The 14,640-nt window shown below is 64.5% G+C and carries 11 protein-coding genes and 1 other RNA gene; 8 read left to right on the forward strand and 4 right to left on the reverse strand.

The genetic code is table 11. The features are described 5' to 3' along the window. Positions 1-29 precede the first annotated feature (29 nt). Positions 30-755: a YiaD family glycine zipper/OmpA-like lipoprotein gene (locus tag ACCQ06_RS08985; protein WP_115528244.1), complete on the forward strand. Its 726-nt coding sequence runs from the start codon at positions 30-32 to the stop codon at positions 753-755. 215 nt (positions 756-970) lie between these two features. On the opposite strand, the gene ACCQ06_RS08990 is transcribed toward ACCQ06_RS08985, so the two are convergent. Then, entirely contained in the window at positions 971-2,002 is a 1,032-nt protein-coding gene (locus ACCQ06_RS08990; protein WP_104613938.1) for an XC_2801 family transcriptional regulator, read from the reverse strand. 129 nt (positions 2,003-2,131) lie between these two features. Here ACCQ06_RS08990 and ACCQ06_RS08995 point away from each other — a divergent pair, with 129 nt between their 5' ends. From ACCQ06_RS08995 to ACCQ06_RS09020, 6 genes are all read left to right on the forward strand, one after another. Next, a complete protein-coding gene (locus tag ACCQ06_RS08995; RefSeq protein WP_104614226.1) occupies positions 2,132-2,359 on the forward strand; it encodes a hypothetical protein in 228 nt (75 codons plus the stop codon). Continuing rightward, positions 2,356-3,129 carry an SDR family NAD(P)-dependent oxidoreductase gene (locus tag ACCQ06_RS09000; protein ID WP_170068422.1) on the forward strand — a complete coding sequence of 258 codons (774 nt, stop codon included), beginning with the start codon at positions 2,356-2,358 and terminating at the stop codon, positions 3,127-3,129. Before ACCQ06_RS08995 ends, ACCQ06_RS09000 begins: the two co-directional genes overlap by 4 nt. Further along, entirely contained in the window at positions 3,126-4,316 is a 1,191-nt protein-coding gene (locus tag ACCQ06_RS09005) for an efflux RND transporter periplasmic adaptor subunit (RefSeq protein ID WP_104613937.1), read from the forward strand. Before ACCQ06_RS09000 ends, ACCQ06_RS09005 begins: the two co-directional genes overlap by 4 nt. A gap of 104 nt (positions 4,317-4,420) precedes the next feature. Further along, on the forward strand, positions 4,421-7,591 hold the full coding sequence (locus tag ACCQ06_RS09010; protein ID WP_316691810.1) for an efflux RND transporter permease subunit: 3,171 nt from the start codon (positions 4,421-4,423) through the stop codon (positions 7,589-7,591). 37 nt (positions 7,592-7,628) lie between these two features. Next, positions 7,629-8,360 (forward strand): SDR family oxidoreductase, encoded by a 732-nt coding sequence (locus tag ACCQ06_RS09015; protein WP_316691812.1) that lies wholly within the window; start codon positions 7,629-7,631, stop codon positions 8,358-8,360. Continuing rightward, entirely contained in the window at positions 8,354-9,778 is a 1,425-nt protein-coding gene (locus ACCQ06_RS09020) for an efflux transporter outer membrane subunit (RefSeq protein WP_104613934.1), read from the forward strand. The genes ACCQ06_RS09015 and ACCQ06_RS09020 overlap by 7 nt, the downstream gene beginning before the upstream one ends. Positions 9,779-9,873: 95 nt before the next feature. Here ACCQ06_RS09020 and ACCQ06_RS09025 read toward each other — a convergent pair whose 3' ends face one another. Beyond that, a complete protein-coding gene (locus tag ACCQ06_RS09025; RefSeq protein WP_104614224.1) occupies positions 9,874-10,848 on the reverse strand; it encodes a GGDEF domain-containing protein in 975 nt (324 codons plus the stop codon). Between the two features lie 165 nt (positions 10,849-11,013). On the opposite strand from ACCQ06_RS09025, the gene ACCQ06_RS09030 reads away from it, so the two are divergent. Beyond that, a complete protein-coding gene (locus ACCQ06_RS09030) occupies positions 11,014-11,247 on the forward strand; it encodes a hypothetical protein (RefSeq protein WP_104613933.1) in 234 nt (77 codons plus the stop codon). A gap of 256 nt (positions 11,248-11,503) precedes the next feature. Here the strand turns inward: ACCQ06_RS09030 and ACCQ06_RS09035 are convergent, their stop codons facing one another. Next, on the reverse strand, positions 11,504-13,219 hold the full coding sequence (locus ACCQ06_RS09035) for a sensor domain-containing diguanylate cyclase (RefSeq protein ID WP_228323498.1): 1,716 nt from the start codon (positions 13,217-13,219) through the stop codon (positions 11,504-11,506). Positions 13,220-14,155: 936 nt separating this feature from the next. Next, positions 14,156-14,552: a transfer-messenger RNA gene (gene ssrA, locus ACCQ06_RS09040) on the reverse strand. Positions 14,553-14,640: the final 88 nt, after the last annotated feature.

A 14,640-nucleotide genomic window follows, 5' to 3' on the forward strand; every position in this document is an offset into this window, starting at 1 on the left:
GATGTTCCGGCCACAGGAGCACGCACACCATGTCCCCAGCAGCCACCAAGAGTCTCGCCGTTGCCCTGGCCAGCGCCATCGCGCTGTCCGCCTGCGCCACCGGCGGCTCGTATGTGCAGCGCGATCAATACGGCGACCAGACGCAACAGCAGAACCGTACCGGCCGCAATGCGCTGATCGGCACCGCGATCGGTGTGGCTGCGGGCCTGCTCACCGGCGACAGCGCCACCGAGCGTCGTCAGCACGCGATGGTCGGTGCCGGCATCGGCGCACTCAGCGGCGCGGCGGTCGGCCAATACCAGGATCGCCAGGAGCGAGCGCTGCGTGAGCGCACCGCCAACACCGGTATCGACGTGCAGCGCCAGGGCGACAACATCACCTTGAACCTGCCCGACGGCATCACCTTCGACTTCGGCAAGTCGGCGTTGAAGCCGCAGTTCTACAGCGCGCTCAATGGCGTTGCCTCCACGTTGCGCGAGTACAACCAGACCATGGTGGAAGTGGTGGGTCATACCGATAGCGTCGGCAGCGATGCGGTGAATCAGCGCCTGTCCGAAGAGCGCGCCGGCGCCGTGGCGCAGTATCTGACCGCCCAGGGCGTGCAGCGCGAGCGCATGGAAACCATGGGCGCCGGCAAGCGCTACCCGATCGCCGACAACAGCACAGACGCCGGCCGCGCGCAGAATCGTCGGGTGGAAATCCGCCTGATTCCGCTGCGTGCGGAAGGCGCTGCCAGCAACACCGGCATGCGTTGAGTACCTCGTACCTGTGAAGTCTGCGCTGGTGACTCCTCGCTAGCGCAGAAGTCTGGAAACAGGCCGCGAAAGCGGCCTGTTTTTTTTATGTCGAACGAAAAATTTCAAGCGAAATGCGCGGCGTGATTTCGTCCTGCCGACAGGAGAAGGATCCATCTAAGCCCAACCGACTCACACACTCGAGCGATCACGCGCTCACGCGCTCACGCGCGCACTCACGCAGTCACGTGTTCGAGAATACGCTTGCCTTCCGCACGCTCGGCTTCCAGCTCCACTTCCACTTCCGCCTCGCTGTTGGCCTTTTGCGCGGCCAACCGTGCCGGGCACTGGGCCATCATGTAATCCGCGTCGAAGTTCATCCGCGTCACCAGAAAGTCCACGAACGCGCGCACTTTTGGCGACACCAGACGACCGCCGGCAAACACTGCGTTGAAATCCACTTCCGGCCCGGTCCAGCCAGCGAGCACGCGGCGCACCAGGCCCGATTGCACGAACGGTTTGGCCATCACATCGCCGGTCAGCAGTAACCCTTCGCCGCATAACACCGCACCGTTAAGCGCGGCCGGGTCGTTGGCCACCATCAATGGATTGACCGGAAAATCGCGTACATCGCTGCCGTCGCTGAGCGACCAGAAGAAGCGGTTGTTTTGCACGTTGCGGTTCTTGCGCAGCGCCAGCGTGCGATGGAATTGCAGCTCGTCCGGATGCAGCGGCTCGCCATAGCGTTCGATATACGACGGGCTGGCGAACACTTGCGTGCGCAGGCTGCCGAGCTTGCGCGCGACCAGATTCGAATCGGGTAGGGCACCGACGCGCAACGCCAGATCGGCTTCGCCGCCGATCAGGTCCAGCTTTTCGTTGCCAAGATGCATATCCAGCTGGATTTCCGGGTATTGCGCGTGGAATTCGCCCAGCAACGGCGCGATCCAGGTGATGCCCAGCGAGTACGGCACGGTAAACCGCAGCCAGCCGCGTGGGCCGGACTGCAGTTGCCCGACCGCGCTTTCGGCTTCTTCCAGTTCGCGGGCGATGCGCTGGCAATGCTCGTGGTACACCGAGCCGGCTTCGGTCAGGCCGATGCGCCGTGTGGTTCGGTGCAACAGGCGTGCACCCAGGCGCGTTTCCAGCTCCTGCACCTTGCGGCTGACGGTGGTCTTGGGCAGGCCAAGCGCATTGGCGGCGGCGATGAAGCTGCCTTGTTCGACCACCTTGACGAAGATCAGGGTGTCGTTGAGATCGTGTGTCATGGCACTGCCTTCCGGGGGTCAGGAGGGATTAGACCGCTTGCGGGACGATTATTCCCCTAAATCCGGACTAATCAAGTGCTGCTTTGAGGCCTAGCCTACGCAGCATCCCTTCAACGCAGGAGCACGGCCATGTGGTTGTGCGATGTCTTCGGCTTGTCCTCCAACTCTCGCAGCGCCATTGAAAGTGCCTTCGATCCTGTGGTTTCCACGGCAAGAAGCCCGCGCGCCAGCGTTTCGCGTGGCTTTTCCGCCTCGCCCAAGCGGCAGGCTGGCGGTGCGCCGATGCAGCGGACTGGGCTGCAGGCGCGCTGGGTGCAGCGCGGAATTGTCCCGATGTCGGGAGTGAAAGTCCCATGAATGGGATGGTCCAATCCGAAACCGTCGTGATCGGCGGCGCGGGCAACGTGGGTGCCGGGATCGTCACCGCGTTGCTCGACGCCGGCATGCCGGTGCTGGTGATTGGACGCGATGCCGCCAAGCTCGACGCGCTGCGCGCGCAGCATGGCAATGCCCCGCTGCTGGAAACCCTGCAAGGCTCGGTGGCCGACGATGCCTCGGCGCAGGCGCTGGCCACCGAGCTGGCGCAGCGCCCGCGCCCGTTAGGCGCAGTGATCGCCAGCCTGGGCAGCCCGCTGAAGGCCGGGCGCCTGCTGGACCGGCCGGTGACGGCACTGCGTCGGCGCCTGGAGCGCGACGTGCTGCCGCATCTGGCGGCGGCACGTCACCTGCTCCCGCTGCTGGCCGAAGCCGACGGCGGCGGCCGCTATCTGTTGCTGGGCAGCCCGTGCGCGTTACGCGCCTGGGCGGCGCACGGCGACAGTTCGGTGGCCGCCGCCGCCATCCGCATGCTCGCCCAGGTGCTGCATGAAGAAGCCAAACCGCTGGGCGTGCGCGTACATCTGCTCTCGGTCGAACAGCCGGTGTGCACGCCGGGCCGCGCCAAGGACGCATGCCCGGAATGGATTCGCGCCGTGGACGTCGGCCGCGCCGCCGTCTCGCTCATCACCGGGCCTGGCCAGCCCGGCCAACCCATCGTGACCGTCAGTCGTCGTCTTTCTACCGCTCCGTCGGTGGACCGGCTGGCCGGTCTGCATTTGCCCATTCCCACTCGAGAGATCTCTCCATGACCCCGAACGCCACCCCGTTCCGTTTTCCAATGCGTACTGTTCTGACGGGCGCCGTGCTCGCTGTCGTGCTTGCCGCCTGCGGCGGCGGTGCTGCGCAGACCGGCGCGCCGCCGCCGCCCAGCGTCAGCGTCGCGCCGGTGCTGATGAAGGAGATCAGCCAGTGGGACGAATTCAGCGGCCGCATCGAGGCGGTGCAAAGCGTCGAATTGCGCCCGCGCGTGTCCGGTTACATCGACAAGGTGAACTACACCGAAGGCGCCGAAGTGAAGAAGGGCGATGTGCTCTTCAGCATCGACGACCGTAGCTACCGCGCCGATTTCGCCCGCGCCAACGCAGCGATGGTGCGGGCGCGCACCCAGGCCACGCTGGCGCGCAGCGAAGCGGCACGTGCGCGCAAACTCTCCGACCAGCAGGCCATTTCCACCGAAATCTGGGAGCAGCGTCGCGCCGCCGCCGATCAGGCCGATGCCGATCTGCTGGCCGCACAAGCGGCAGTGGACACCGCCAAACTCAATCTGGACTGGAGCCGCGTGCGCGCGCCGATCGACGGCCGCGCCGGGCGTGCGATGGTCACCGCCGGCAACCTGGTCACCGCCGGCGACAGCGCCAGCGTGCTGACCACGCTGGTGTCGCTGGACAAGGTGTTCGTCTACTTCGATGCCGACGAAGGCACCTTCCTGCGCTATTCGCAGATGGCCCGCAATGGCGAGCGTCCGGACGAACGCGGCGGTGAATTGCCGGTGCGCATCGGCCTGGTCGGCGAGCAGGGCTTTCCGCACGCCGGGCGCGTGGATTTCCTGGATAACCAGGTGACCCGCAGCACCGGTACCATCCGCGTGCGTGCCGTGCTCGACAACGCGCAACGGCAGTTCACGCCGGGCCTGTATGCGCACGTGCAGTTGCTGGGCAGCGGCCAGTTCAAGGCCATGCTGGTCGACGAAAAAGCCGTGTTGACCGACCAGGACCGCAAGTACGTCTACGTGGTCGACAAGGACGGCAAGGCGCAGCGCCGCGACGTGGAGCTCGGTCGCAGCGCCGATGGGCTGCGCATCGTGCGCAAGGGTCTGGCCGCCGGCGACCGTGTCGTGGTCGATGGCGTGCAGAAGATCTTCATGCCCGGCATGCCGGTCGATGCCAAGGCCGTAGCCATGGCCGCCGCACCGGACAAGCGCACCGCGTCGAACTGATTCATCGCTGCATCGCGCTTCGACCACCGGCCTGACACCCAGACCGGATTTGGGCCGCTGTGCCGCGCCGCCACCCGGCGGCAACCTCTTTCAGGACCACCCCAATGGACTTTTCCCGTTTTTTCATCGACCGGCCGATCTTTGCCGCGGTGCTGTCGATCATCATCTTCGCGGCCGGCCTGATCGCCATGCCGCTGCTGCCCATCAGCGAATACCCCGAAGTGGTACCGCCGAGCGTGCAGGTGCGTGCGGTGTATCCGGGCGCTAATCCCAAGGTCATTGCCGAGACCGTCGCCACGCCGCTTGAAGAAGCGATCAACGGCGTCGAAAACATGATGTACATGAAGTCGGTGGCTGGCTCGGACGGCGTGCTGGTGGTCACCGTGACCTTCAAGCCCGGCACCGATCCGGACCAGGCACAGGTGCAGGTGCAGAACCGCGTCAGCCAGGCGCAGGCGCGTCTGCCCGAAGACGTGCGCCGGCAGGGTGTGACCACCCAGAAGCAGTCGCCGACGCTGACCATGGTGGTGCATCTGACCTCTCCCAAGGGCAAATACAACTCGCTGTACCTGAGCAACTACGCCACCTTGAAGGTCAAGGACGAGCTGTCGCGCCTTCCGGGCGTGGGCCAGATCCAGATCTTCGGTTCGGGCGACTACGCCATGCGTATCTGGCTGAATCCGGACAAGGTGGCCGCGCGCGGGCTCACCGCCAGCGACGTGGTCGCTGCGATCCGCGAACAGAACGTGCAGGTCTCCGCCGGCCAGCTCGGCGCCGAGCCGATGCCGAACAAGAGCGACTTCCTGCTCTCGATCAATGCGCAGGGCCGCCTGACCACCGAAGAAGAGTTCGGCAACATCGTGATCCGCAGCGGCAACAGCGGCGAGATCGTGCGCTTGAGCGACGTGGCGCGTCTGGAGCTGGGCGCCGGCAACTACACCTTGCGTTCGCAGCTGGACAACCAGAACGCGGTGGGCATGGGCGTGTTCCAGTCGCCCGGCGCCAACGCGATCGAATTGTCCGACGCCGTGCGCGCCAAGATGGCCGAGCTGGAAAAGCAGTTCCCGCAGGACATGGCCTGGTCGGCAGCGTATGACCCTACCGTGTTCGTGCGCGACTCGATCAGCGCAGTGGTGCACACGCTGCTGGAAGCGGTGCTGCTGGTGGTATTGGTGGTGATTCTGTTCCTGCAGACCTGGCGCGCTTCGATCATTCCGTTGCTGGCGGTGCCGGTGTCGGTGGTGGGCACTTTCGCGGCGCTGTATCTGCTTGGGTTCTCGATCAACACCTTGAGCCTGTTCGGCCTGGTGCTGGCGATCGGCATCGTGGTCGACGATGCGATCGTGGTGGTGGAAAACGTCGAGCGCAATATCGAAGAAGGCCTCAGTCCGCTGGCAGCTGCGCATCAGGCGATGCGCGAAGTGTCCGGGCCGATCATCGCCATCGCGCTGGTGCTGTGCGCAGTGTTCGTGCCGATGGCATTCCTGTCGGGCGTGACCGGCCAGTTCTACAAGCAGTTTGCGGTAACCATCGCCATTTCCACGGTGATTTCGGCGATCAACTCGTTGACCTTGTCGCCGGCGCTGGCAGCCATGCTACTCAAGGCGCACGACGCGCCCAAGGACGGCCCGTCGCGGTTGATCGATCGTTTGTTCGGTTGGTTGTTCCGTCCGTTCAACCGCTTCTTCAACAGCAGCTCGCACAAGTATCAAGGTGCGGTGTCGCGTGCGCTGGGCAAGCGTGGTGCGGTGTTCATGGTGTATCTGTTGCTGCTGGTCGGCACCGGTTTCATGTTCAAGATCGTGCCGGGCGGCTTCATTCCGACCCAGGACAAGCTGTACCTGATCGCCGGTACCAAGCTGCCGGAAGGCGCCTCGCTGGAGCGCACCAATGAGGTGATCCGTCAGATCACCCAGATCGCGCTGCAGACCGAAGGCGTGGACCATGCGATTGCGTTCCCGGGTTTGAATCCGTTGCAGTTCACCAACACGCCCAATACCGGCACGGTGTTTCTGACGCTCAAGCCGTTCAGTCAGCGCAGCCGTACCGCCGCGCAGATCAATGCGGAAATCAACGCACGTATCAGCCAGATCCAGCAGGGTTTTGCGTTCGCCTTCATGCCGCCGCCGATTCTGGGTCTGGGCCAGGGCTCGGGTTACTCGCTGTATATCCAGGACCGTGCCGGTCTGGGCTATGGCCAGCTGCAGAGCGCGGTGAATGCGATGTCCGGTGCGATCGCGCAAACGCCGGGCATGCAGTTCCCGATCGGTACCTACCAGGCCAACGTGCCGCAGCTCGATGCCAAGGTCGACCGCGACAAGGCAAAGGCGCAGGGCGTGCCGCTGACCAATCTGTTCGACACGCTGCAGACCTATCTGGGTTCGTCGTACATCAACGACTTCAATCGCTTCGGTCGCACCTATCAGGTGATCGCCCAGGCCGATGGACAGTTCCGCGACAGCGTCGAAGACATCGCCAACCTGCGCACCCGCAATGCCAACGGCCAAATGGTGCCGATCGGCAGCATGGTCACGCTGGGCCAGACCTACGGCCCGGATCCGGTGATCCGCTACAACGGCTACCCGGCCGCCGATCTGATCGGTGAAGCGGACCCGCGCGTGCTGTCGTCCACCGAGGCGATGCACACGCTGGCCGGCATGGCACCGAAGGTATTGCCCAACGGCATGAACATCGAATGGACCGACCTGAGCTATCAGCAGTCCACGCAGGGCAACTCGGCATTGATCGTGTTCCCGATGGCGGTGTTGCTGGCGTTCCTGGTGTTGGCCGCGTTGTACGAAAGCTGGACCCTGCCGCTGGCGGTGATCCTGATCGTGCCGATGACCTTGCTGTCTGCGTTGTTCGGTGTGTGGCTCACCGGCGGCGACAACAATGTGTTCGTGCAGGTGGGCCTGGTGGTGTTGATGGGCCTGGCGTGCAAGAACGCGATCCTGATCGTGGAATTCGCCCGCGAGCTGGAGATGCACGGCAAGGGCATTGTCGAGGCCGCGCTGGAAGCCTGCCGCCTGCGTCTGCGCCCGATCGTGATGACCTCCATCGCCTTCATCGCCGGCACCGTGCCGCTGGTGTTCGGTCATGGCGCCGGCGCCGAAGTGCGCTCGGTCACCGGTATCACCGTGTTTGCCGGCATGTTGGGCGTGACTCTGTTCGGCCTGTTCCTGACCCCTGTGTTCTACGTGGCGCTGCGCAAGTGGGTGACCCGTCGTGGGCCTGCTGCACCGGCTGCCGTTTCGCATGACGCCGTCAAGGCGTAAGCCAATGACTTCTCCCCAATTGAAGAGGATTCACCACATGAGCAATACCAAGATCGCACTGGTCACCGGCGCCACCCGCGGCATCGGCCTGGAAACCGTTCGTCAACTCGCACAGGCCGGCGTGCATACGCTGCTGGCCGGTCGCAAGCGCGACGACGCAGTGGCCGCTGCACTCAAGCTGCAGGCCGAAGGCCTGCCGGTGGAAGCGATTCAACTGGACGTCAACGACGACATCAGCATCGCTGCGGCAGTCGGCACGGTGAAGGAGCGTCACGGCCACCTGGACATCCTGGTCAACAACGCCGGCATCATGATCGACGACATGCAACGCAAGCCGTCCGAGCAGAGCCTGGACACCTGGAAGCGCACCTTCGACACCAATCTGTTTGCGGTGGTCGGCGTGACCAAGGCATTCCTGCCGCTGCTGCAGCGCTCGCTGGCCGGCCGTATCGTCAACGTGTCCAGCGTTCTCGGCTCGCTGACGCTGCACAGCGACCCCAGCTCGCCGATCTACACCTTCAAGGTGCCTGCTTACAACGCGTCCAAGAGTGCCTTGAACAGCTGGACCGTGCATCTGGCCTACGAGCTGCGCGACACCTCGATCAAGGTCAACGCCATCCATCCGGGCTACGTCAAAACCGACATGAACGGGGGCGAGGGCGAGATCGACATCGAGCAGGGCGCACACAGCAGCGTGCAGATGGCATTGGTTGATGCGCACGGCCCCACCGGCAGCTTTACCCACCTGGGAGACACCTTGCCATGGTAAGGACATTGCTCGGCGCGGCGCTGGCCGCGCTGGTGCTCAGCGGTTGCGCGGTGGGGCCGGATTACCGGCCCGACCCGCCGCCCCCGGTCACGCTGCAGGGCGCGCAGGATGCCTCGTTCAGCACTGAATCCGTTGTCGGCAACTGGTGGTCGCAGTTCGACGACCCGGTGCTGGAGCAACTGGTGCGCGATGCCTTGTTCGCCAATCACGATCTGCGCATCGCGGTGTCGCGGGTGAAGCAGGCGCGTGCGGTGTTTGTGGAGCGGCGTTTGGATCAGGCCCCGCACATCACCGCGCAGGGCAGCTTTGATCGACGCGAGCAACAGCAGGTGATCGCCGGCAATCAGCGTTTCCTCACCGAGCAGACCACCCTGGGCCTGGATGCGGCCTGGGAGCTGGATCTGTTCGGCCGCCAACGCCGCGCCTCGGAAGCGGCGCGCGCCGATCTCGATGCCGAGCAGGCCAACCTGCAGGACGTGCAGGTCACGGTGGCGGCCGAAGTGGCGCGCAATTACTTCGAATTGCGCGGCACCCAGAAGCAGCTCGATGTCTCCAAGCGCACCCTGACCAATCTGCGTGACACCCAGAAGCTGACGCAGACGCGTTGGGACCTGGGTGCCGGCAGCGAGTTGGATGTACAGAGCAGCCTGGCGCGTTTGAAGGCCATCGAAGCGGATATTCCGTTGCTGGAAACCGCCGAGGCGCAATACCGCCATCGGCTTGCCGTGTTGCTCGGCCAGCAGCCGAATGCGCTGGATGCCACCCTGGTCGCACGCAGCATGCCGCCGTTCGCGCGCCCGTTGCCACTGGGCGATACGGCCGGATTGCTGCGTCAGCGGCCGGACGTGCGGAGTGCCGAACGTCGTCTGGCGGCGGCCACCGCGCAGGTTGGCGTGGCCACGGCCGATCTGTTCCCGCGCATCAGCGTGAGCGGCTTTGTCGGCTTTCTGTCCGGCGATGCGGCCAGGTTGACCCAGGGCAATGCAAAGGCCTGGTCGATCACCCCGTCGATCAGCTGGGCTGCATTCGACTTCGGTACCGTGCGTGCACGCCTGCGTGCCAGCAAGGCCCAGGCCGACGGTGCATTGGCGCAATACCAGCAAACGGTGTTGCTGGCGCTGGAAGACACCGAAAACGCCTTGATCGGCTACGGCCGTCAGCAGGCGCGTCTGGCGATCGTGGTGGACCAGGCCAATGCCGCGCGACGTGCCGAACAGCTGGCGCAGATCCGCTACCGCGAGGGGTCGGAAGATTTCCTGACCTTGCTGGATGCACAGCGCACCCAGCTGGCGGCAGACGATGCCCTGGCCCAGGCCGAGGCGGCAGTCAATGTCGGCGTGGTCGGTGTGTACAAGGCGCTGGGCGGCTGGAAGCAGGGTGAAGCACCCGCCGCACCGGTGGCGGTGGTCAACCGTTGACCGATGGACGGGGCGGCCGCTGGGTCGCCCCGTCTGGTAGAAGATCGTAACCGTCGTGTTCGATGCCGCGATCTAGCCAGCCAGCAGCGCGACGCTCAGTCGGCAACCCGTACGCTGTCGCGGCCGCTGTTCTTGGCCAGATACAGTGCCGCATCGGCACGCGAAAACCAGTCTTGCCAGTGCGTTTCGCCATCGTGGCGCGCAGCGCCCAGCGACACCGTGATGCGTCCTCCCGGGCCACGCAACCCATTGCGGATCACCTTGCGCAAGCGCTCGGTGGCCGCTTCCAGTTCCGCCGATGAGCCGGCGCGCAGCAACACCACGAATTCTTCGCCGCCAAACCGGAACACCTGATGCGGCTCGCGGACTTCGTAGCGCAAGATGGTTGCCAGATCCGACAGCGCGGCATCGCCTGCGGCATGCCCGTACAGATCGTTGACCTCCTTGAAATGGTCCAGGTCCAGGATGATCAGACTGTTGAGCCGCTCCTGCGGTTGGCGCTGATCGATCTGATGGGTCAACGCGCGTTCGAGCATGCGTCGGTTGGGTAACCCGGTCAGCGCATCCAGCGACGCCAGCTCTTCCAGGTGTACGCGGTCGTCCTGCATGCGCAGCGAGAACGAATACCCCACCGCCAACGTCACCAACGTCACCACGACCGTCGACACGCCCTGGCCGGGGCTGACGATCAAGCCTGGCAAGAACAACAAGGCCACCATCAATGGCAGGCTCAGCGACACCGCGCGTTGCGGCCCGCACAGAAAATAATTGGTCGCCAGCACCGGAAACAGCCAGGGCAGGGCGCCGTCGCCCCCGGTCCAGCAGGCCACCAGGCAACCGGCGACATTGATCGATGCCAACCAGACACCGCCGGCGCCCGTGCGTTCTGCCGCGCGCATCTGCCAGCCGCGCCAGATCGCCAGCACGCCCAGCGCTGCGGTGATGAGGCACGCAATCGCCTGGCCGGTCATGGCCAGGTACACCGCATAGAGGCAAAGCAACAGCGCAGTGATTGGCCCAAGCATCTTGACGATGCCGAGGCGGAAATCCCGCCGCAGGTGGAGGATCACAGGCAAGGTTCTGTCGGAGTCGGCATCATTATCGGCCGGGTTGCGCGAAAGTTGAGCATGCAATCACCGCTGTAGCGGGTAGGAAAATGAAGCGTTGCATGGCAAGGCTTCGTGCGTTGTTGACGGCCTTGCGGCAACTGTATCGGCTGTGGGTCGGAGCCTGTTATGCCTAGATGCGAAGAGCTAGCGACGCGCCTGGATGCGTTGCAGAACGCACTGCCGCAGCTGCCTGCAGATGAAGATACGGATGTTGAGTCTCTGGATTTCCAGGCGCGTGCCGAAGCGGTGCTGCGCGGCGCTAAACCCGAAGAGGCGGCCCATGTGTGCACCCGCGTCGACGGCATGCTGGTAGGCGGTGATCTGATTCGTGCCGACGGAGAGGGGCGCGCCTGTCGGTGATGCTGCGCTGCTCGACGCAGGCGGGCGCGTTGGCGAGGGCGAACGCCAATCTCGGCGCGGTGTCTGAGCCGTATTCTCAACAACGCAGCGGCGCTCAGCGAAATGTCTGACCCGATTTGTCGCTGATGCATATAAGTGTCAGTGCATATTTGCGCCTGGGTCGCCAGGCGCCTAATCGGCCACTGGCGCCCGGCTGGCAGTTGAACGAAGCCTATCAAGGCATCTTGCCAGGGTCGCTACGACCAGCCTGCCTGCATCAGGACTCCTGCGCACATTCGGCGTCCGCCGCTTCCGGTGCGCTGATCACCTGATTGCGCCCGGCTTGCTTGGCTTGGTACAACGCCTCGTCTGCGCGCCGCAGCAGCTGCGCCGCATTGCCCGCGTGCTCGGGAAAGCTCGCCGCGCCAAACGATGCGGTGATCTTCGGCAGCGACACGCCATCGGCCATCACCTGCAAGGCCTCGATCCCGGCGCGCAACTTCTCCGCCATCCTGCGCGCAGTGGCCAGATCCACTTCCGGCAGGATGATCGTCAATTCTTCGCCGCCGTAGCGGCAGCAGATATCTTCGCCACGGGTCTGCGCCAGCAACAGTTCGCCGATTGCCGCCAGCACCCGGTCGCCGCCGCTGTGCCCATGCAGATCGTTGAACCGCTTGAAGTGGTCGACGTCCAGCATCAGCACCGACAACGGCTGCACCCGGCGCGTGCAGCGCGCCAGTTCGTGATTGAGCGCTTCTTCCAGATAGCGGCGGTTGTACAGGCCGGTGAGCGGGTCGCGGATCGATTGCTGGCGCAGTGTTTCGCGCAGACGCAGGCTATGCAGCACCAGCGAGAGTTGTTCCGCTGCCGCTTCGGCCACGGTCAGTGAGCTCAGGCCACCCGGCTGGTCGCTGCGCAGCGCCAGCATGCCCAACTGTGTGCCTTGTGCCGACAATGGGATGCACACCGTGCTGGCGTGCGTCGGAAGATTGGCGCCGGTATGGCGACACAGCATGCCTTGGCTGGCATCTTCGACCACATGCGTGCGATCGCGGCGCAGCGCCCAGCATGTCTCCGGCGCGATGCTTGCGCTGTCGTCGTCGGCCATCGCGCCCCAGGCCACCACCTGCTCAGCGCGATCGCGCGATGCGCGCAGCAAATACACCGCACCGGCCGCGCCGGGAATCAGCGGCGCAATCGTGCGTGCGGTAATTTCCAGCGCTTCTTCGGCGTCGCGGCAGTTCTGCAGCAATCCCGAGTAGCGTGCCAGCGCTTCCAGTCCCGCAGAGGTACGCTCCAGCGTCGCAAACGATTCGACCAGCTGCTCGCTGGTATGGCTGGCCTCGTCCTCTGCACGCACGCGGCGTTGCAGCTCGCGCGCCAACAAGCGGTAGGCCAGCAGCATCACCAGCAGCCCGCTGACGATGCCGGTCACGGTCATCCGCAGCACCCACTGCGCACTGAGTGCATTGGTCTGCGTCCGCTTCACCAGCTGGTGACGTTCCAGCTCGGTCATGGTTTGCACCTGACGCCGCAATGCCGAGGAGGTCTGGAACACGCCACGCGCGATCGACCCGCGCGCGCCATCCAGGCCATGGGTGCGATAGCTGTGCAGCAGATCGTTGATCTGCACCAGTCGCGTGTCCACTAATCGGCTGAGCACACGCACATTGCGTCCCTGTACCGGGTTGTCCTGCACCAGCGCCTCCAGCCGTACGATCCGCTCGGGCAGGCGCCCGATCGCATCGGCATACACGCCTAGAAACGCCTCGTTGTCGGTCAGCACGTAACCACGCACCGACGACTCCGCCGACAGCAGCCCGGCCTGGATTTCGTCGATGCCCGCGAGCACTTCCTGCGTATGCGTCACCCATCCCGCATCGGCCAGCGAGCGCTGCGTGGTGAAGTAGCCGCCGATGCCGATCAGGACGAAGATGGCGCCGCCTAGCAGCAATGCCCCTGCTGCATGACGTTTTGCTTGTTTGGTCAACACCGTGTTCCCCCAACCCCGATGGTCTGGTTGAGGTCGATGCAAGCGGCGTGCCTCAATCAGCCCATCAGCTGGGTAGTGGCCGACAGACCGGCAGGACTCAGTGCCATGCCCTGGCACCAGTGAGCTCATACCGCACTGCAGAACCGAGCGCGCCTTGAGTATTTTTCTTCGAAACGGTCGGCCGATCTGTCGTACCGCCCCAAGTCGTGGCATCGGCGAGTCTTGGGGCGGGGTTTGACGCATCGAAACAGCGGCACGGGCAGGGAAGCGCAGGCTCGCAGGCGCCACGCTTGCGTCTAGCTTCCCCGATCAACGCAGCGCCGTGTTCGCTGGGCGAAGTGCCGGCAGGGCGTCCCATGCCATGGAAGCCATGCATGCCGAAGCGCAGCGGCAGCTCGACTCCACCTGAGCCGAGGGCGTTGGTCGCCAGCGGTGCAGAGCCGACGTGTAGGCAAGGGAGGGCGTCAACCAGGCCACTGCCATAGCCGGGCCTGAAAGCGCCACGCATTGCAGGCACTGATTCGCCCTAGTTGGTCCAGCCAGTGCCGGAGCAGCAACCAGCACCGGCACGCTGGCATGCGGTTTGCTTCGAGTGCATCAGGGGCGCTGGCGAGCGCCGTCGGAGTAGATGCAATGGATGAGCCCAACAAGAGCGCACTGGTCCTGCTGCAGCAGGAAGCGACCGAGCTGCTCGCACTGTTCGACCAACTCCGCGGCGACGTTGCGTTAGCCCACGCGTGTGACCGCCCTCTCGCAGGGTCGATCGCCACAACATCCGAGTCGACCGCCCGCGTCACTAATTGACGCGGCGGGCAGTGGCGAGCGCAGGCGATGGCGCTAGCGCTAGCGGCGTCGCTGCTAGCCGCGCCCATGAAAAAGGCCGGGAACCTCTTGCGAGAATTCCCGGCCTTAGTCGGTCTTCTTAGGACCGTTGTGTGGTGGAGGTGGGCGGAATCGAACCGCCGTCCGGAAGCACTCCATCCCCGGCACTACATGCTTATCCCTCCGTTAGATCTCATCCCCAGGCAGCACGGCGGGCAAAGCGCACCTGGAAACCAGCCTGCTTGATTTAGCCGGTAGCTGACAGGCAGCCACCACCGGCGGTTCCGTGATAATGACCCTACATCTACGAGCACGGGCACAAGTAGTTTCGGGGGTTCGCCTTAGGCGGCTGTAGAACTACAACTAAAGCCAATTAAGCGGCGATAGCGAAGTCCGAACCGTAGTTGTCGTCGTTGGCAACTAAAAGTTTGCTGCTGGATTAACGAGGAAAGCTGCCCCCTCGGCATGCGCCAAGCGACTTCGCGACCCCCGTCGAAACCAGTGCACCCCCGGGGAAAGCATCAAACGCTGACGGGGTCAGTGTAGGGATCGGCGCGCCCTGTCACAAGTGGTGAGATGGACTGCGCTTACAGTGGCTT

This window comes from Xanthomonas sp. NCPPB 4467, from assembly GCF_041475665.2.
GTDB lineage: Bacteria > Pseudomonadota > Gammaproteobacteria > Xanthomonadales > Xanthomonadaceae > Xanthomonas > Xanthomonas dyei.